Here is an 18574-nt window from a genome sequence, read left to right as displayed (position 1 = left end):
CACATTTCTGGTTAAGCGGAATAATTCGTCCGGCGGCGAGTTGTAGCCCGTATGCGGAACATTTCGTCCGCATGACAGGCGGGGCACCGGATGCCCGGCGGCACCGAGACCACAACTCGACCCGAGCATCCACTCTGCCGAAGAACCACCCCGCGAGCATCCACCCCGCGAGCATCCACTCTCGAAAGGCACCCCATGAACATCGCACTCCTCGGAACCGGCCACGTCGCCACCCTTCTCGCCGCCGCCTGGGCCACAGCCGGACATACGGTGACCTTCGGCTCACGCGACCCCGAAGCCAAAGCCGCCCAGCTCGACTTCCCCGTCACGACCATCGCCGAAGCGGTCGCCGGCGCCGACGTCGTGGTGAACGCCACCCCCGGCGCCCAGTCGGTCGAGATCCTGACCGCCATCGGTGCCGACGCCTACGCCGGCAAGGTCGTGCTCGACGTGGCCAACGCCGCCACCGCCAGCCTCGACCTCGTATACCCCGACTCCAGCCTCGGGCAGGCGCTGCAGGAGGCCTTGCCCCAGGCCAAGGTCGTGAAGTCGCTGAACACCGCGGCCATGAACGTGATCGTGAACCCGTCGTCGATCGGCGAGAGCTCGCTCTTCGTCTCCGGCGACCACGACGATGCCAAAAACACCGTGAAAGCGCTGATCGTCGACCTCGGCTGGAAGGCTGACGACATCGTCGACCTCGGCGGAATCGACACCGCCAAGGGCGCCGAATACTACTTTCAGCTGTTCTTCGCCATCATGAACGCCGTGAAGAACCCGCAGTTCAACATCAAGCTGGTGCGCTGACGCGCACGGGCCGGAGCCGGTCAGGCGGGCGCGCTGACTTCTGCCCGAGCATCCACCGACGCCGCGGCGTCGCCGAGCAGACGGCGAAGCTGCGCCGCGTCGTCGGTCGGCAGTGACCCGAGCACATTGCACTCCACCTGACGAACCCGCTCGGCCAGCTGCGCGTGCAATGCCGCGCCCGCCGGGGTGAGGTCGACGCGCCGGCTGCGCCGGTCGAGCGGATCGGGCGTGCGCACAACCAGCCCCTGCTTCTCGAGCCCGTCGACCAGGTACGTCATGAGCGTGCGGTCGAGCCCCATTCGTTCGGCGATGGCTGCCTGGTTCTGGCACGACCCTGCTGCCGCCATGGTCATCACCTGGTAGGCGCGGGGGCCGCCCGACAGATCGGAGACCGCATCGCCCATCTGCCGCAGGTAGCCGCGAAGCAGCGTTCCGAGCGCCCAGCCGAAGTCGCTGCCGCCGCCCATCAGCGTGGCTGACGTCACATCGGCGTCGACCTGATGTTCGGCTGCCGTGCACTCGGCCTCCAGTTCGGTCGCAGGGTCGATAGCCATATCTGAGTTTACCTCCTGGCTCGTCGTGGTCTATGGTTTAGATAGTCGAATTATTCGATCATCTATTCTCTCACTCAGAACGATTGCCCGGTTACCGCGACAATCACCACGACCGAGCCGCGCCCGCGGCCCACCGAGGAGCGCCCTTATGAGCACCATCTACCGTCTCGACGCCAGCATCCGCCCCGAGGGGTCGGTGACTCGTTCGCTCGCGAACACCCTGCAGACCGAACTCGAGTCCGGCCTCGACGAGTTCACGATCATCCATCGCGAGATCGGCCTCACGCCGCTGCCCGCCACCGCCTGGGGCAACGCCCTCGCCGCCGGCGCCACCCCCGCAGAGCAGCGCACCGCCGACCAGAACGCCGCGACCGCGCTCGCGACCGAGCTGGCCGACGAGCTGGTGGCTGCTGACGCGCTCGTCTTCGCTGTTCCCCTCTACAACTACGGCGTCTCGGCGCAGTTCAAGTCGTTCGCCGACCTTCTGCTCACCGAGCCGCGCTTCGCTCCCGGTGCACCCCAGGCCCTCGCCGGCCGCCCTGCCTTTCTCGTGACAGCCCGCGGTGGCGGATACGGCCCCGGCACCCCGCGTGAGGGCTGGGACCACTCCACCCCCTGGAACGTGCGACTTCTGCGCGACATCTGGGGCCTCGACCTCGAGCTCATCGAAGCCGAGCTGACCCTCGCCGACGTGAACCCGGCCATGGAGGCGCTGCGCCCGCTCGCCGCCCAGAACCTCGAGAACGCGCACGCCGCCGCGATCGCGCACGCGCAGGCGCTGGTGGCGAGCCTCGCTGCCGACGAGGAGAGCGCCGCGTAACTCGCGCCGCCCCTTCCGTCACTCCACCGTGCTCGCGTACCGTGGAGTGACGGGAGGAACCCACATGCCCACCATCAACATCACCAGCGTCTTAGTCGACGACCAGGCCAAGGCCCTCGCCTTCTACACCGACATCCTCGGCTTCGTGAAGAAGACCGACATCGATCTCGGCGCCTACCGCTGGCTCACCGTCGTCTCACCCCAGCAGCCCGACGGTGTCGAGCTGCTGCTGGAGCCGGATGCTCATCCGGCGGCCGCAACCTTCAAAGCCGCACTTCGCGCCGACTCCATGGCCTTCACCTCATTCGCCGTCGACGACCTCGGCCAGGTCTACGATGACCTGCGATCGAAGGGTGTCACGTTCATCCAGCCGCCCACCCCCGCCGGCGGAGTCACCATGGCCGTGCTCGACGACACCTGCGGCAACTTCATCGCCCTCACGAGCCCCGTCTCTCTGGCCGAGCCTGCCGCCGAGGCCGCGCCCGCTTCGTGAGGTAGATCGGCCCCAAATGAGGTAGTCGTGCCGCCCTCATTCCGGCGCAACGGACTCACTTCCAGCGGCAAACCCTCGGGAGTGACGGCTACTGAGTGACCGTCAGGTCGAGCGTCACGAAGCGGCTCGTCTCGGTGTCGGTGATCGTGACGGTCGTCGCGCCGACCGCGAGCGGCTGGATGCCCGGGTTGAACGTCGCGCCCCCGTCGATGTGACCCGGCACGAACTTCGCGATCGTCGGCTCACCCACGTCTCCCGTGAACGACGTGACTGACGCGTCTCCCACGTTGACGACGACCACATTGTTGAGCCCGACCGTGGCGAACTGCGCGGTGCCGCCGCTGAAGTCGATGATGATCGGTGCGATCACGCTGCTGCCTCCTGTGCTCGCGGGCGTGCTCGTCGCAGCGCTCGTTGCCCCACCCGTCGCCGTGCTGGTCGCCGGAGCCCCACAATTGCTGCCCGTGCGCCCGTCTGCGCAGCTGTCGCTCGACGAGCATCCGGTTACCGAAACAGCCGCCAACACCGCAATCGCCAGCCCCACGCTGACCTTGGCAATTCGGATGCCCATACCCTCGACCCCTCGCACGCTCACCATTGACGCTCGCCTCCGCCCTCAATTGGCGCAGCCCCTCGAACGTATGGCATACTCGTTAAGTTGTCTAATCGGCCCCATCGTTTAGCGGCCTAGGACATCGCCCTCTCACGGCGGTAACACCGGTTCGAATCCGGTTGGGGTCACAACAGCCCGGTTCCCTCGCAAACAAAGGGAACCGGGCACTTCTGTTAGCACACCTCATCGGGCCTCTTTTCGGTGTTTGCCCACACTTTGCCCACACTTGATTTCATGGCTGCATGATCGAGCGCGACGCCAACAGCGTCTAGATCGGTATCGAAGAGGTCTGCGTAGGTGTCTAAAGTGATCGCTGCGGAGGCGTGACCAAGCATCTTCTGTACAGCCTTTACGTTCGCTCCCGCCGATATAGCAAGACTCGCTGCCGTGTGCCGCAGTTCGTGAGGCGTCAGTCCGGTTTCGCCGATAGCGATTGCTGCATCGTCTAACCAGCTCTTTCGGAAGGCATGATTTCTCAGCCAAGTGCGCGTGTACTTGCCGAAAAAAACCGGGCTTTCCTTCCCGCGCCCCGCAATCTGGCGTCGCAACGGTTCGACCAGGAAATTGGGAATCGAGATCTGTCTGACTTCGTAGTTCTTGGGGGCCTCGAACCGTTGATATCCCTTATCGGCGACCACGGTCTGATTTACGTGCAGCCGCTTGCGTTCGAGATCTAAGTCTTGAATTCGCAGTCCACTCAACTCGCCCCAACGGAGTCCGCAGTATGCCAGCACGTATACAAGAACGTCGTAGCCCAGTGCGTCTCCGCCAGCGCGTCTTCCGACTTCGCGAGCGAGGTTCTCGACCTGCTCATGGGTTAGGTAACGTTTCCGAGACTTCGCTACGCGCGGGAGGTTAAGTTTCACAGCGGGGTTTGACGGAAGTATTTCGTCGTCGACTGCCAATTGAAGAGCAGACGACAAGACATTCACGCACTTGCGCACGGATGCGGGAGAGCCCGGAAGGGACATTGCCCATTGTTGCAAGCGCAACCTTGTGAGGGAGCCAATAGGGGTTTCCCCTAGCTGGAGAACGATGTGGTTGCGGATGATTCCGTCGACCCGCGTTCTCGTGGTGGCTCGCATGTCCGTGCGTGCGTCGAACCACGTCCAGATCCAGTCGGAGACGGTGATTCGACCGCGCATGGGATCCACGTAAGTCCCGCGGCTCTTCCGCAGCTCGACATCAGCGAGGTAGAGGTCAGCCTCTTTCTTCGTTCGGAAGCCCCGTTTCTCGCCGTGACTGTGGTCGGGCTTGCGGAAGCGCACTCGGTAGCGTGGCCCATGTGCTGTGGCATATCGATTTACTGATCCCATATGACTCCAGTTGCTTCGTTGAAAAGTTGGTACGGCGGCAATTCGAAATTCTCCATAACAGAAGCTGGTCGTCCTCGGATTAATTCCCGAGTCAAAGTCGAGTGCTGGTTCGAGCCGACCGTTCCACCCATTCCACGATGTCGTCATAGAGATAGATGACCGTTCGATCGGTGGGCTTTCTGTACCGGGGCCCCTTGCCCGTATATCTCAGCTGGGCAAGAAGTCCGACGGTCACACCGGGCACTATGTCGCACACTTCCTTCGGGGACAGATAACGTTCCATGTTGCAATCCAAACTGGGCGACGTTTTCGCCCCTAACTCCTTATACGCATGAGCAGGGCCATGACAACGAAGAAGGGCCTAGGGAGTAGGGAGTACGGACCCTTGAATTGGCTGGTATCTGCCGAGAATGCCATGATTGGCCCGTGGGGATTCGTCTAGAACTTTTGTTCGCAAATCAGGATGCGCTCGTGAGCCTTTTAGGGATCTCGCGCGCTGATCAACCCCGCTATCTCAGTGCCTCGGGCGAGGGTCAGCGAGACATGGCCCAAAAGCAACAGGCGCTCACATCGCTCTTAGAAGAACAGCTCACAATAATTGCGCTGCCAGAGATCCAGCGCGAGATTCTCGCCGAATCGCTTTCTGTAGGCTCGGTTGTAAGCGTCGATCAGGCGTTCTACTTCAGGCACGAGCCTCAAGGACGCGTTGCTATGCACGCCGCATTGAATACTGACGAAACTATCGAGTTGTCTGCCGAGCTTGACGAGGCCAGGTTTCCGTTTTCGTCTTCAAATGAACACTTGTCTAGCCGACGCCACGTTTTCGCTGTCGGGACAGTCTCCGCCATTGACCCTAGTCAAATCAGAATGCGGATAGCCTTCGTGGGTTGGCGTAACTTCGTTCGCGAGCCACGCGGCTTGACCGGAGGTGACTGGCAAGACCGGCGAATTTCTCCGCAACGAATCGATCAGTTTAGTCAGGTCGACTGGAGCAAGTCTCTGACCGCCGCAGAGGTGCGAACAATGGGTTCTATGGCGGAATCGGACGTCAAGGATCGGTTGGCTCAGATACTCGGTTTCCCCTTCGTAGCAAAGGACTGGGGAGGTGAGCGGTCAGACATGGTAACCAATAACCTGCTTATCGACGGAGCGCAAACATCGAGCGCATGGCTACTAAAGGGCCGCAGCGTATCGGGTCCGATGAGGATTCCAGATCTCGGCGCACGTGGCGATCAAATTGAGCGTCTCTCTACCGACTCCGCAGACGTCCTAGTTGTTCAGCATGGCAAGGACATTACTGCTGCGGTGATCAACATGGTCGCTGCGTTTGCTTACGATATGAGGCGACCCAGACGCTTCATGATCATGGACGGTCAATCAACTGGCATGATTTTGAGAGACTATGGCCTTCTTCAGTGAGGCATCGATGGACCGATGGCCCCGAGAACGAGCAGGTGGCGTCGTCTGGCTCAGACGATCATCTCGAGATAAACGTCGAGATGCTCTAGCTTCAGATATTTGACCAGTTAGCACGGTGAATCCCTGGCAAAAATTTGGTCGCATGCGGTATGTTAAGAGTTAGGTGTTAGTCGAGATGTCTAATAACTAATTAACACCGTGTGCGGGCTTAAATTTGAGTCGGCGCATATATGATCAAGGCGCTTGTGCGCTGCCGGCCATGGCCGGGGGAACTCCTTTGAGTGGATCGAATCACTTGGGAGTGTTCATGGCTACATCGAAACAAGCGCACGCCATTGTGTCTCTAGCCCGTCGGGCCGCAGATCCGGGCGCGATTCATCGACCCGAGCAAATGTATGAGCGCGTCCTTCAGCTGTCGCACGCTGAGGTCTCTCAATTATTCGACAAGTTAAACGCCAAGCTTGGTTTCGACCATGCACTTTCGAAAGCGAGTCCCAACCAGGTTTGGCTGGGGAATTCGCTCGAGGAAGAATTGTCTTTGCCGCCCAACGAGCGAACGCACTTCAGCAGTCTGAGCTATGCGGAGGCCGACTCGGCAATCAAGGTGCTTCTTCGTCGCAAACGAACGGGACGTGGTTCCTTCGACTCGACAGATTCCGAAGCTAGGGCGTGAGAACTGTGGGACGAAAAGGCTCCATCACTTATCACCCGAAGCGCGCGCAGATAGAGGCCGCGCTAGCGTCGGGCCTCTCTTATCGGAACGTATCGGAACGCTTCGACGTTTCCGTAACAGCGTTGCATCGCTTTTCCCATGGTCCACTTTCGACCAGGTTGCAGTTCGAGCTCCAAGCCGACCCAGAGCGTGACCTTTCTGACCTGATCGCGCGAATGTTCTCGATCGCGGATAACGCCCGATATCTTGCAGAAGTCTCAGCAAAGAATGGAGACATCGCGTTGGCACTGCGAGCGGGAGATTCTGAAATGAGAATCTTGGTTCGCATCATGTCTCAATTGGGTCTGGATGACTCCGCCATCGAAGAAAGTCTGAAAGAGGCAAAACATCTCGGTCGCGCCATTGTAAAACTGGGTCGCGCGCACCCGCGCGTTGCCGAAGAGATTTCGAAACACCTGGAGGAGGAAGGGGCATATGAGTTGGCCTCGGCCCTACGCTCAGTTACTGCAGCGGACACCGCCCGCTGACGATGTGGATCTAGCGTCAACGTCAAATTTCCCTCGCTTGAGGGTTAGAAAAGATCCGTCGAAATGAACTCAGATTTCCCAGCTCTCGCACATGACTCCCTCGTTCTAGTTGTAATCCCCAAGAACGTAAATGAATCGACCCTGGTCGAAGACATTGACTGGCGTGCGTACGCTGATCAGGAATGGCATCTTGGGAAGACTAAGTCGAGCGCAACGCGAGCGCTGGCCGTCGTGTACGAGTCGCGCATCCGCGCCGTCTGGCGGGTCGTTGACTTTAATCTCTACACAATCGAGAACTACGACACGTTATACAAATTGAATTGGACGAGGTTCGACCTCCAGCCTGACGAAAGCCTCGACCACATAGTCGGGAGATTGACACCCGCAGATTGGGATGAGAAAGACGCAATAACGTTGACGGCAGCGCATATCGGACTCGGCGACGTGAATAAGGCTGAGTGAAAACGCCACATCGAAGCGATGCCAGATTCAGCTGGAGTACACAGGTCCCCGCTATCCAATAGCATTCCCGTATGTCATCCGCTGCTGCAATATCGGGGTCACGCGCGGACGTAGGGGAGCCAAAGCTAAACCTTCTCCCACTCGCGCCTGCCTTCGATGAGGTCAATCATGGGCTGTATCTGGAGGCACTGCAGGAGGCCGTTCGCGACGACGATGGAAATCTCGTCCATAACGTCGCGCTGACAGGACCATACGGGAGCGGAAAGAGCAGCGTGCTTCAGAAGTTTTCTTCCGAACTTCCGGACCGCGCAATCAACGTGTCGATTTCTAGCCTTGGCGGTGACGAGCCGCTTGATCGCGCTCACGGTGATAGCAAATCGCCCGTCGTCACCAAATTTATCCAGAAAGAAATCGTCAAGCAGTTGCTCTACCGCGAGCCGCCGCGACTAATGCGAGGATCACGATATCGACGAATCGAGCCCTTCCGTCGGTGGGTCGCCATCGGCTGGGCTCTTGCTGTGTCGATGTCGTTTGTAGTTCTTTCGTTCTTCACCGGCATTACAAACCGGATCGGTGAACTGCTGCCAAACGCCGGGTGGATTGCTCAGGCAGCGTCGCTCACCGCGGCGGCCGTCGTGTTGGGCCTGATTGCTTATCTCCTGCAAGTGACGTTGTACGGACGACTCAGAATTGACAAGTTGACTGCGGGCCCGGCGACCGTGAGTCTCGCCAGCAAAGACACCTACTATTTCGATGAATACCTTGACGAAATTGTCTACTTTTTCCAACGGACGAAATACGACGTGGTGGTGTTCGAGGATCTTGACCGCTTTGAGAACCCGCACATCTTTGAGACTCTTCGCGAGCTAAACACGATACTGAACCAGTCAAAGGAGATCAGCAAGCGGCCAATTCGTTTCATTTATGCGATCAAAGACAGCATTTTCGAGCTTTTAGAAACCAGGTCTCAAGCTACCGGGCTCATCCCAAGGAGTCAGGCAGCCACAAACAGGACCAAATTTTTCGATCTTGTAATTCCTATCGTTCCATTCGTCTCTTATCGGACATCGAGAAGCCAAATGAGCGAGGAGTTCAAAACGGTTCGCGGCCCCACTGAGCGAACGGTCGCCGTTTCAGCTGACGCATTCGGTGTTGTCGGGAAACACATTTCAGATATGAGACTGATCAAGAATCTTCGAAACGAGTACGAGGTATTTAGTAGGAAGATCTTAAGCGCGAAAGGGATCAAGGATCTGTCACCGGACAAGCTATTTGCGATGGTCGTCTACAAGAATCTCCATCTAGCTGATTACGAACGCATCGGCGCAGCGCAGAGCAATCTCGACAAAGTCTGGCTATTCCATAGCGAGAGGGTCTTATTGGCGCTCGAAGCATTCGACACGGAATTAGAAGGGCTGACCGCCCGGCTGAAGGCGGTCGAGACGGCAACAGACCGCTCAGAACAACTGGGTGCTCAACTTCAGGCGATTTTTGATGCGTTGTTTCTGCCCCAACGCTGGTCCGGCCAAGTCACTGTTTCCAAACGTCCATTCGATAAGAGCGAATTCGTCATCAGCGAGTTTTGGAAACAACTATCGACACCCGGAAGTGTCGTCGAGTTGCAACTTCCGAACAGCAACTTGTATTCGTTTCCGTCTCACCAAGTTGAGGCGATGCTCGGCGTATCTCTCGACGTGAACGAATGGGTCAGCGCATCCACAGGCAAGATCAAAGAACAGATCAGGATCGCTGAGAGTTCGAGAGAAGCAGTTCGAACAAGCAGTTTGTCCGATGTGCTTCGCGGTCATCCCAAGCTAGTAGCCATCAGAGAAGCACTCGAGAGCGAGGCGCGAACGCTCCTCCAGTCCGAGCTTGCCCTGGATCTCATAACGGCTGGCTACATTGACCAGAACTTCTCGCTCTACGTTGCTGAATACCCAACTTCAGCGAGCGCCTCAGCCATGACATATGTCCTCAAGCACGTTCAGCCCAGAAAATCTAATTTCCAGTACCACTTCGCCAACGTGACAGACGTTGACGACCTCATTCCTGAGACGAATCGCGAGATTCTCAGCGGGCAGAGTATTTACAACGTCGAAATATTTGATCGCCTGCTCTCGACTCGCCCGCAGCTCCTTGACTGGGCTCTAGCGCGCATCAAGGAGGACGACACGCTAGGAAAGAGGTTCCTGGCGTATTACCTTCAAAACGGATCGAAACCGGATGTTCTCGTTAGCAGGCTCGCGCCTACGTGGAAGCCCATTTTTCAAGTTTTGGCCGGCGTTCGTAGTTTGTCATCAGATCGCCTGTTCGATCTTCTGGGCGTCGCTTTGGCATCAGCGAGCCCCGACCGTTCTTATGAATCTGAAGGTTTGAACGATCTAATCGGGGGGAATGTGGCTCGAATTCCCACTTTGGTGAGCAGCAAGGACAGCCGCATTGCGGGAAGGATTGCGCAAGTTTTGGAAGGTCTAGGTGCGACGATCACTGACCTGAGCCTACTTAGCGAACAAATTCGCCTCGCTGTTGTCAATCGCTCCATTTATCAGTTGTCAGCCAAGAATCTTCGAGTGATCACCGGGGATAAGGAAATTGCGTTAGACCTGATTCTCGACTCGAATAAACCGGCCTATTCGTACGTGACTCATCATCTTGATCGATACATCGAGATTATTGAAGACGAGCATGCGACGAGTATCATCAAACCGCAAAGCTTCATCTCAATTCTGAGCGAGCTCGAAAATGAAGCCTCGTCGCAGATTGCGGAGATAGCATCGCGCGCCTCGTCGGGATGCATGGTCGAGAACGTCAAAAGTGTGCCTGAATCCGTCTGGCCCGCACTTGCCCGAGCAGGACGCTTCGAGTGCACTTGGGACAACTTCACCGCGTACCTCGCCAAAAGCAATTTCATGATTGACGCCGATCTGGCCGCGTTGCTGCAGAAGAGCGGAGCAATCCACCAAGTCCATGCCGAGTCTCAAGAGCGGGAAAATGCTGGGCTCCTCGTGGTCAACGATTTGCGACTCAGCCCGGACGTGAAGATCTCGATACTGAAGAGTCTCGGGATACATAACCTGGTTATCGCGAAAGTTGAGCCGACAAGCGACGAGCTGTTCGGATTGCTGGTGCAGCAAGGACTGTTGCCTGACGATCTTGAGACGTTCGAGCACCTAAACGACTGGGCGGCAAAGATCGCACTAATAATCCGTTCGGCAGCCTTCCCCGCCTACGTTCGCGATACAACCTTGACGCCTTACGGCTTTACTCTGATCGCTACGGATCCTGCCGTCTCTGACGAAGGGAAACTGGCGCTTCTGAAGAATCTCGTTGAGTTTGAAGACGACGTCACTGCCGAGGGCTGTGAGGCTCTCGCGAATCTCGCTATTTCTGCCAATTTCACAATTGGTAAGGAGACACTCGAGATTCTCGCGAAGGCAGGGGTGCGCCCTGCAGCAATCGCGACCCTCGTGCAACCAATCTTGGTCACGTATGAAGCCCCGGAGTTGACTCGCCTCTTAGAAGATTTGGGTGGCAACTATAAGAAGATCGCGGAGAAGGCGCACCAAACGAGCCTGCCGAATGACAAGGCACATTTCGCGCTGCTAGGTCGACTACGCGATCTCGGACTAGTCGGCAAGACTCCTGTTGACGAAGTCACGAATCAATTTCGTGTGTACATGCTCGGGGTGAAGCCCTGACGGATGCGGCTCTAAGCATGAGTGGCGTCAGTCGATGGATCTATGAAGCCCTCGTGTTGATTATTTATCACTCAAGAAAGGACTTGCGAGTGTGGGAACGACCTGGCCATGTCGAATCACATGTCTTCGGTCACCAAGAGAACACCGAGTATTTCGCCAGCTGCTCGCGCTCCAGAGGCAATCAATAACGGTGGTTTTAACGAGAACGTCCTTGTGCCGAGTTGCGCGGTCTTACCCGGTCGAATCTGTCTATCACAACTCATCTCAAAACCAATCAGCCAATACGTGTTAAGATAGATGAGTATTGATAGAGCGGAGTGGTTATGGCGAATATTGGGTACATCCGGGTGTCAACTGCTGACCAGAGCCTGGCGCTCCAGCAGAAGGCAATGAAGGATGCGGGCATAGACAAAATGTTCGCGGATCACGGAGTGAGTGGCACGCTGGCGAGTCGACCTCAGCTCGATGCGGCGTTGGCGTATCTCCGCGAAGGCGACTCGCTGGTGGTTTGGAAACTGGACCGCCTCGGTCGCAGTACAAGGAACGTCCTCGAACTCCTCGATGGATTGAAGTCTCGGGGAATTGATTTCCGCTCGCTCACGGACGGACTCGACACACGGGGACCGTTCGGACAAGCCATGCTGACGGTCTTGGCCGCGTTCAATCAACTAGAGCACGACACGATCGTTGAACGCACCCGAGCTGGGCTAACCGCGGCGCGCGAACAAGGTAAAGTCGGCGGCCGACCATCCGTGATGAATGCATCGAAAACAAAGTCTGCCCGTGTGCTGTACGAAACGGGCGAGCACACTGTCGCTGAGATAGCCAAGATGTTGGGCGTGGGAGTAGCGACCGTTTATAGGCATCTCGGCGAGGCGCGACGCAACCCGGACAAGAACGTGAAAGACAAGGTGGTCGTTTGAGAGCTGAAGACTTTGCTTTGGCGGACCGATTCATCGATGCGCAGATGTGGTCAGTAGGTTCAGAACTCGTCCGGAGGCATCCATGGCTGTGGCTGCAGCAATGTGAAGATCCCGTCATCGGCGACGGACTCTTGATCAAGGCCCAATGGGACGACGGCTACTCGGTGACACTCGGTCGCAATCTCGGAATCGACATCTCCGGCCCCAACACGTTCGGGATCGTTGACTGGGCCGAAACCTTGACCGATGAGTCGCCCGGTCTAGTAGTCGACCACATCGACGAGATGACCGGATGGGCACGCACTCGGCAGCGTGAAATGCTTACTCGAAGATCTTTGGCCTTCGATGTGATCGAGAAAGTGATGACACTGTCGAGCACAAATAAGTCGAGATGGACGGTCCGGAATGCCGACCCAGAACGATACGGACTAGAAACTGATCCAAAGCCGTACGACTTCTCGCCGTATCCAACGGCCCTTGCCGCGATTCTAGGCCGGGATTTTGGGACCGAGATAACACGGCTGTGCCGGCGGTACTCGAACTACTGGTTCGTCTTTTCTGACGACATCGATGTTGCTGTTATCGACGAGCGAGGTTACCTCCACACGCGGCGAGAAGGCCTCGACCTGCTGCAGATGAATCAAGATTTTCGCGGTGACCGAGCCAAGTCCGCTGCTTTCGCGGTGAATATGATCTGACCGCGAAAAGTTCTCGAGCTCAGATTCTTGTTTCGAGAACTGGCAAACAAGAATTCGCCCAGTCGAGAGAAGAATTCATGCCTCAGAAGGAACTGAGTGCGGGTTTTCGTCACGGCTGGATCGACAAGTAATCGGACCACACCTCAGGGACTACATGGACGGATTGAGCTGGGAGCAAGCGAGTAGGCACCGGCAGGCGGGGATACCACTCGGCCGAAACGAACTTCCGGGGGCTCTCTGGGACGCCGTCATGCTCGAACGTCTTGTAGACCTGGATGAGATCGCGAAAGGTATTGAGGATGCCTGGACGCGAGCCGAACACCCACAAAACCGGCTCACACAGCGGGACTGGCTCTGGATGTTTAAAACAGTTGGATTCCTGAAGGACAGCACCCGGGTTGCGCGGCCGGCTCATGTGCCCACTCTTTACCGTGGTGCTACGCGCGGGCTTCGCTTGAGGTGGTCTTGGACTGAATCAAAAGATCAGGCACTTTGGTTCGCGGAACGTCTCCGCAGTCGAGGACTTGACGGTCGGCTGTGGATGGCGAGTCCAGACCCAGCGAGCGAAGGTCTACTTGCCCACTTTGAGGAGTCTCGAAAGGAGCAGGAGTGGGTGTTCAGATCGGTCGGAACCAAAGTCAGCGAAGTATCGGAGCTCTAGCGCGACGTGGCATTCACAGCCCCTACGCGGATCGAGGTTGACCTCAATGGAGCGTCTGATTCCGCTCGTGCAATAGCCTGATCGAGAAGTGGACATCCGAGATGGTCCATTTGCTGATGCGGTCGAACTGGGGAAACGTTGACGACAATCCATGACCTGTTGGATGAGTACACCAACATCGCGCGAGACACACGCGAAAAGGGGCCGGGCGCCTTGGACAAATCGAGGATCTTAGCCTCGGACTGGATGTTGGAGCGATACCAAGTCAAGATTTCGGGAATTGCGAATTACCCAAATGATTGGGCGACAGAGCACGACGAGCCAGAGTACATCTTGAACCTGGTCAAGCGCATCGTCACGGTGAGTGTCGAGACTGTTGCCATCGTCGATGCGTTGCCGACACTGCGAATCCGCAACTGACAATGAGCATCGACGAGTTCAAGCAAGATGCCACCTATTCTGGCGTGCTCCTCACATTCGATGGTGCCGAGCAGCACCGCACTGCCGCGACGCTTCGGTTCGACGCTGACTTGGGTGTGTTCTTCGAAGTGAGCGATGCGGCTACGGGCTCGTTCTTTTCCGATGACTCCAATCACCCGTCGGTTTGGTTCAGGGGCGAGGCGCACATACCGGATCAGTGCATCTTTGAGTCGCTCGAGGGAAGCATCACGCTTTCGAGGATTCGAAACACGTACCGTTCTCAGAATTTCCGCGTCTCGGGCGCGCGATTCGCTGCGTCAGAGGCGGTACTCGCTCCGACGCTCGCGGCGATCAACGAGCCCGCACTGTTCGACGACTTCGTGAGCCATTTTGACGGCCTAGCCGAATGGTGGGGAGCGCGCAACCTCGTGGTTGACCACATCGCGTACGACAATGGCCTTGCTCGTCGAGTGGCGATCACCACCCGGGAAGATATCGAACCAATAAGGTGGCCGCAAAACGGGGCGAGCATGCGCATCGAGCTGGGCTGGCTGTCTTCGAGCGCGGACCATGGTCGCTCACAAACGCTCGCGCAAACGACGATGCTCATCAGCGAATTTCCAGAGCCGCGAAGCGCTGATGAGCACCTCACTGAGCACTGGAAGGTGAAGAGCTTGATGTCGCTCGTCTTCGGAATTCGCCTCGCCTACCGCGAGCATGCGATTACGAGCAAGGCTGCCTACTTCGCTGAGCTTCGTAGTAATCCAGCCGGTGAACTCGAGCAGAAGTACTTCCCTCGTCGACCATTCGTGACCCGTCGAACCAGCCAGGACTTTGTCACTCCGACGCACCAGCATAGTGACTTCATAAACCCGGTATTCTGGCTTTCCGAGATCGGGCCAGAAGGGCTGCAGCGCTGGGGTGAAGCCTGGGACGGCGAATGGGAGCGACTCATATCCCCGACCGTCTCCGTTCTCAGCAGGCCGAGACCCTTCATTGAAGATGTGATCCTGGCGACTGGAATCTTCCTCGACGCGTGGGGGAAGGAGGCGCCGCGAGCTGACGGTGAAAAGTCGACCTATTCGAAGAACGGGAACCGAGCCAGTCCAACGTTTGCCACCTACATCTTCAGAGCCCTTACGCTCTGCGGTGCTGATTGGTCTGATGCGACGACTTCGAATATCGGATTGTCGATCGCCTGCAGGCAGATCTACACCGCCGTGAAGCATGCCGAGTTGGATCAACCGGACCCGACTCAGATGATGTTGATCAGCGATGTCTTGCTGTTGTTAGTCAGAATGGTTGCGCTTCGCCGCGTCGACGTCGAAGGATCGCTCGTCGCGCGATTTGGCAACGATTGGGCGATGAAGAAGCACCTTCAAGGCTTCGACGGCGTCAATCTCGTGATTGACGAGAATGGCAATTTTGTGTCCAAAAGGCCTGATCGTGAGCCGGAGGAAAATGCAGAGTAAGCGAAGGCACATCCGCCGCGTCGGGGCGTGGGTTTCGGCACGAGCGGACGACGATCAGGTCGAAGGCTCGATGAGGTTCGTGCGGAGTCTGATTCTCTCGCCGACTGTCACGGAGGAAGCTTGAGATGCCGAACCCTATTTTGATTCCGGTTCAGATCGGTTCGCACGACCAAGAGCACTGGAACGACATCGAAGCACGACAGCTTGAATATGGTGATCATGCTGCGCCATACCTTCGCGACCAAGTGCGTCCGTCTATCGCTCAGCCAAGCATTGCTTGGTCTTCAATCGGTCTCGAGCCGAAGTGGATCGGGGCGGATACCGCTGACTGCGTGGCGGCTCTCGAACCAAGCGTCTATCACGGCCAAGGACCTGAGGAGTTTCAGCGGTTCCTCGAGGGTTCTCGATTGCGGGATGAATTGGCAATCGTATTTAGCTCGATTGGAAAGAGTGACCCGAAGTCGAACGTCACGTCGATGTTTGCCTCCAGCGACGACTCTGTCGATCTGGGGGCCTATCGCTGCAGCATCGCGAGCAGACGGCTTGGCAACGGTGCCCGAGTCTTGATGAGTAGCGGTTTGACTGCCGCCGATCGAGACCTTGCGCTGAGACTGTTGAACGACGAGGCGTTACTGTCCTGGTCGAGCCTTTCAATCGTGGGTAGCGAGTGGCACGCGTATGACGGAGTCCAGGTGAATCCGCCAGTCGGTTCGCTCGAACCAATTCTCGAGACGAGTCTCGGTGAACCCGTCGTCGCGGCCTGGGTGTCTCCGGATGGTTCAGAACGCCGCTATATCGTGCCATTCGACGTGGACTGGACTGTCGTTCTTAATTGGCTGGTGGTGCGAGGTCTACCGGCGATGAACCCCGCCGCGTTGGTGCGAGCCCGGGCTACCAATGCGGTTCCTGATCAGCTGCTTACTTATGCTGAGCGGTCTTCGCTCGAAAATTTGGCCGAGGTGGAACGACACTACGTTGACACCAAGGCGACCGCTGAGCTCAATCTTCTAGTTGCCCGTGATGCGGCGACCACGGTTCGTGACGGTCTGCTGTATGGCACTGGCGCTGGCCTGGTCTCCGCTGTCGCGAACGTGTTCAGCGCGGCTGGGATCGATGTGGTCGACCTCGACGAGGCGCTCGGTGAAACTTCGAGTGCCGACTTGCTTTGCTCATACCAGGGACGCGTTCGCCTCGTGGAGGTAAAGGCGACGAGCGGGAATGCGGGCGAACGCCTGTACGGCGACCTTTTGCGCCATCTACGTGAATGGCCTGGCCTACCCAACGCGACCCCTATCGAAGGCGGAGTTCTTGTCCTCAACCATGAGCACAAGAAGGAGCCGCTCGACCGAACTCGGGAGCCCTATTCACGCGAAGGATTTTTGGCTGCTCAAAACGAGGGGGTCGTCACTTCTCTGCAGTTATTTGAAACATGGCGTGATGAGGATTGGACGGGCCTCAGGGCACTGGTGTTCGACCCCTTCGGAACACCCGAGACCGGGAAAGCCTCGCATGAGCAAGTCGACAGAGGACAGTCGAGCGCACCCAGAGATTCTCCAAACTCAGCACCGCGGCCATGGTGGAAACGTGGCCAACGGAAGCAGTCGTGACGCTCCATCGGGAAAGTCGCACGACTCCGTAGAATCGCGATGTGGACAATCGACCAGGATGGCGTGCGCTTCAAGACCCAGAGTACAAAGCGGTTTGGGATCAATTTTATGAGAGGTTTCAATTCCGAGCCGGCATCAGTTCTGCCGATTGGCCAGGCATTCGAGAACCCACGCCGTCCATCACGTTCGACCTCTTCGGAATCGTCGATCGACCCAGACTGGCCTCTGCCGTCCAAGCAATCAACAGTGAAGCGCTACGGTGTTTCATCTGGGAGATGCCAGACATTCGCGAGATGCTCGTGCTCGACTGGCAGCACAGTGCGTACTGGCTCAATCCCGCGGTCGAAAGCCTCCAGCCTCCTGACGATCCGATAAACGGCTACCCAACAGTCCATCCGGACGGCGACTACTACTCGTTCCTCAGCCCTGATATGAGGGAAGGTACATTCGGGCATCCCTGGGAGCGGACCATTTGCGTCATGGGAGACAGGCTCATCAATTCCCTCGGGACGTCGTTCGCACTCTGGCTGCCCGTATTGCGGATCAACGGTGAGCCCATCAATGGCTGACCGAGCTGTCAGCTGCCCGCTGCTCGCCAGAGGCGCCACCGTCAGTCGTTGCCCGTAGGTTCATCTCAACGGATATTGAACTGGAAGGAACGATTTTGTTCGACCTCAACAACGCAAGTGCGGCTGTGTCTGCGGTGGCTGCGACTGCGGGCGTCGTTGTGGCGGTGGTGGCCGTAGTCGTCGCATACAAACAACTCACAGAGCTTTCGGTTTCGAATCGTCAGCTTGCGCGATCAAACGACGAGATCACGGCGTCCAACCGAAACCTGGTCAGGCCCGTGATTGTGGTTGATTACCTTCTCACGAGTCATCCTTCAAGGAATCCGCAATTTGGCGGATCCTCATCGGTGAGCGTGATCGTGAAGAATGTCGGAGTCAGACCCGCCTGCAATATTGTGCTTCAGGTCACGCCGCCGTTTGAACCAGCCGGCAACGACGCAGATGACACAGACGTCATGCGCGCCCTCGATTTCGTAAATCGTATTATGAACGGCACAGGCGAAATCGCAATGATCGATTCTGCGCGTCCGGTCGTATACCACCTCGCTAATGGCGCCGATGCGTTCGAAGATGATGCGGTTGCAAAGCAGCACACAGTTGACGTCCGCTATACGGATATTTCTGGGGAGTCTCGATTTCACGAATCCTTCGTGCTCGATCTCCGCGCATGGCAACTGGCCTGGGCCCGAGCTGAACCACTCGACCGAATCTCTAAAGATATTCAGTTTCTGGCCGATACCGTGAAGAGTAAGTGACGAATCTAGCCCGCTGAGATCAGCTGGCCGGCCGCCTCGAGCCCAGCTTCGTTCGAGACGTAATAAGCTGCGAGCGTTCGTAGGTCA

18 protein-coding genes and 1 tRNA gene are annotated in these 18574 nt (G+C 57.5%); 16 read left to right on the top strand and 3 right to left on the bottom strand.

The genetic code is table 11. The annotated features are described in order from the left end of the window. Positions 1–195 precede the first annotated feature (195 nt). Positions 196–807 (top strand): NADPH-dependent F420 reductase, encoded by a 612-nt coding sequence (locus LQ955_RS11345; protein ID WP_231024655.1) that lies wholly within the window; start codon positions 196–198, stop codon positions 805–807. Between the two features lie 20 nt (positions 808–827). On the opposite strand, the gene LQ955_RS11340 is transcribed toward LQ955_RS11345, so the two are convergent. Further along, entirely contained in the window at positions 828–1361 is a 534-nt protein-coding gene (locus LQ955_RS11340; RefSeq protein WP_231024654.1) for a MarR family winged helix-turn-helix transcriptional regulator, read from the bottom strand. Positions 1362–1509: 148 nt separating this feature from the next. Here LQ955_RS11340 and LQ955_RS11335 point away from each other — a divergent pair, with 148 nt between their 5' ends. Both LQ955_RS11335 and LQ955_RS11330 read left to right on the top strand, forming a co-directional pair. Next, a complete protein-coding gene (locus LQ955_RS11335) occupies positions 1510–2181 on the top strand; it encodes an FMN-dependent NADH-azoreductase (RefSeq protein ID WP_231024653.1) in 672 nt (223 codons plus the stop codon). Positions 2182–2245: 64 nt separating this feature from the next. Next, entirely contained in the window at positions 2246–2674 is a 429-nt protein-coding gene (locus LQ955_RS11330) for a VOC family protein (RefSeq protein ID WP_231024652.1), read from the top strand. An 88-nt stretch (positions 2675–2762) separates the two neighbouring features. Here LQ955_RS11330 and LQ955_RS11325 read toward each other — a convergent pair whose 3' ends face one another. Next, positions 2763–3272, bottom strand: coding sequence for a hypothetical protein (locus LQ955_RS11325; protein ID WP_231024651.1), 510 nt, complete (start codon positions 3270–3272; stop codon positions 2763–2765). A gap of 70 nt (positions 3273–3342) precedes the next feature. Between LQ955_RS11325 and LQ955_RS11320 the strand changes: the two genes are divergently transcribed. Continuing rightward, positions 3343–3415 (top strand) — tRNA-Glu (locus LQ955_RS11320). Positions 3416–3460: 45 nt separating this feature from the next. Here the strand turns inward: LQ955_RS11320 and LQ955_RS11315 are convergent. Next, on the bottom strand, positions 3461–4750 hold the full coding sequence (locus tag LQ955_RS11315; protein WP_231024650.1) for a tyrosine-type recombinase/integrase: 1290 nt from the start codon (positions 4748–4750) through the stop codon (positions 3461–3463). A gap of 279 nt (positions 4751–5029) precedes the next feature. Between LQ955_RS11315 and LQ955_RS11310 the strand changes: the two genes are divergently transcribed. The 12 genes from LQ955_RS11310 (at position 5030) to LQ955_RS11255 (ending at position 18487) form a co-directional block, all read left to right on the top strand. Beyond that, complete coding sequence (locus LQ955_RS11310; protein ID WP_231024649.1) at positions 5030–6022, top strand: hypothetical protein; 993 nt, start codon at positions 5030–5032, stop codon at positions 6020–6022. 307 nt (positions 6023–6329) lie between these two features. Then, positions 6330–6695 carry a hypothetical protein gene (locus LQ955_RS11305; protein ID WP_231024648.1) on the top strand — a complete coding sequence of 122 codons (366 nt, stop codon included), beginning with the start codon at positions 6330–6332 and terminating at the stop codon, positions 6693–6695. Then, complete coding sequence (locus tag LQ955_RS11300; RefSeq protein WP_231024647.1) at positions 6692–7222, top strand: hypothetical protein; 531 nt, start codon at positions 6692–6694, stop codon at positions 7220–7222. Before LQ955_RS11305 ends, LQ955_RS11300 begins: the two co-directional genes overlap by 4 nt. Before the next feature lie 63 nt (positions 7223–7285). Then, a complete protein-coding gene (locus LQ955_RS11295) occupies positions 7286–7684 on the top strand; it encodes a hypothetical protein (protein ID WP_231024646.1) in 399 nt (132 codons plus the stop codon). A 71-nt stretch (positions 7685–7755) separates the two neighbouring features. Next, positions 7756–11382, top strand: coding sequence for a YobI family P-loop NTPase (locus LQ955_RS11290; protein WP_231024645.1), 3627 nt, complete (start codon positions 7756–7758; stop codon positions 11380–11382). Positions 11383–11705: 323 nt separating this feature from the next. Beyond that, positions 11706–12305: a recombinase family protein gene (locus tag LQ955_RS11285; RefSeq protein ID WP_231024644.1), complete on the top strand. Its 600-nt coding sequence runs from the start codon at positions 11706–11708 to the stop codon at positions 12303–12305. Then, on the top strand, positions 12302–13003 hold the full coding sequence (locus tag LQ955_RS11280) for a TY-Chap2 family putative peptide chaperone (protein WP_231024643.1): 702 nt from the start codon (positions 12302–12304) through the stop codon (positions 13001–13003). Before LQ955_RS11285 ends, LQ955_RS11280 begins: the two co-directional genes overlap by 4 nt. An 820-nt stretch (positions 13004–13823) precedes the next feature. Then, on the top strand, positions 13824–14084 hold the full coding sequence (locus LQ955_RS11275; protein WP_231024642.1) for a hypothetical protein: 261 nt from the start codon (positions 13824–13826) through the stop codon (positions 14082–14084). A gap of 2 nt (positions 14085–14086) precedes the next feature. Beyond that, positions 14087–15556: an ApeA N-terminal domain 1-containing protein gene (locus LQ955_RS11270; RefSeq protein ID WP_231024641.1), complete on the top strand. Its 1470-nt coding sequence runs from the start codon at positions 14087–14089 to the stop codon at positions 15554–15556. A 125-nt stretch (positions 15557–15681) separates the two neighbouring features. Next, a complete protein-coding gene (locus LQ955_RS11265; protein ID WP_231024640.1) occupies positions 15682–17163 on the top strand; it encodes a hypothetical protein in 1482 nt (493 codons plus the stop codon). Positions 17164–17204: 41 nt separating this feature from the next. Further along, a complete protein-coding gene (locus LQ955_RS11260; RefSeq protein WP_231024639.1) occupies positions 17205–17732 on the top strand; it encodes a DUF2716 domain-containing protein in 528 nt (175 codons plus the stop codon). Between the two features lie 95 nt (positions 17733–17827). Next, positions 17828–18487 carry a hypothetical protein gene (locus tag LQ955_RS11255; protein WP_231024638.1) on the top strand — a complete coding sequence of 220 codons (660 nt, stop codon included), beginning with the start codon at positions 17828–17830 and terminating at the stop codon, positions 18485–18487. Positions 18488–18574: the final 87 nt, after the last annotated feature.

The organism is Subtercola endophyticus, assembly GCF_021044565.1.
Classification (GTDB): domain Bacteria; phylum Actinomycetota; class Actinomycetes; order Actinomycetales; family Microbacteriaceae; genus Subtercola; species Subtercola endophyticus.
The sequence above is the reverse complement of the archived record's forward strand: the minus strand, read 5'-3'. Positions and strand labels throughout refer to the sequence as shown.

Coding starts and splice junctions, on each gene's coding strand:
- LQ955_RS11335 (WP_231024653.1), top strand. CDS start 1,510: ATGAGCACCATCTACCGTCTCGACGCCAGCATCCGCCCCGAGGGGTCG.
- LQ955_RS11285 (WP_231024644.1), top strand. CDS start 11,706: ATGGCGAATATTGGGTACATCCGGGTGTCAACTGCTGACCAGAGCCTG.
- LQ955_RS11325 (WP_231024651.1), bottom strand. CDS start 3,272: ATGGTGAGCGTGCGAGGGGTCGAGGGTATGGGCATCCGAATTGCCAAG.
- LQ955_RS11305 (WP_231024648.1), top strand. CDS start 6,330: ATGGCTACATCGAAACAAGCGCACGCCATTGTGTCTCTAGCCCGTCGG.
- LQ955_RS11340 (WP_231024654.1), bottom strand. CDS start 1,361: ATGGCTATCGACCCTGCGACCGAACTGGAGGCCGAGTGCACGGCAGCC.
- LQ955_RS11270 (WP_231024641.1), top strand. CDS start 14,087: ATGAGCATCGACGAGTTCAAGCAAGATGCCACCTATTCTGGCGTGCTC.
- LQ955_RS11265 (WP_231024640.1), top strand. CDS start 15,682: ATGCCGAACCCTATTTTGATTCCGGTTCAGATCGGTTCGCACGACCAA.
- LQ955_RS11345 (WP_231024655.1), top strand. CDS start 196: ATGAACATCGCACTCCTCGGAACCGGCCACGTCGCCACCCTTCTCGCC.
- LQ955_RS11330 (WP_231024652.1), top strand. CDS start 2,246: ATGCCCACCATCAACATCACCAGCGTCTTAGTCGACGACCAGGCCAAG.
- LQ955_RS11315 (WP_231024650.1), bottom strand. CDS start 4,750: ATGACGACATCGTGGAATGGGTGGAACGGTCGGCTCGAACCAGCACTC.
- LQ955_RS11290 (WP_231024645.1), top strand. CDS start 7,756: ATGTCATCCGCTGCTGCAATATCGGGGTCACGCGCGGACGTAGGGGAG.
- LQ955_RS11295 (WP_231024646.1), top strand. CDS start 7,286: ATGAACTCAGATTTCCCAGCTCTCGCACATGACTCCCTCGTTCTAGTT.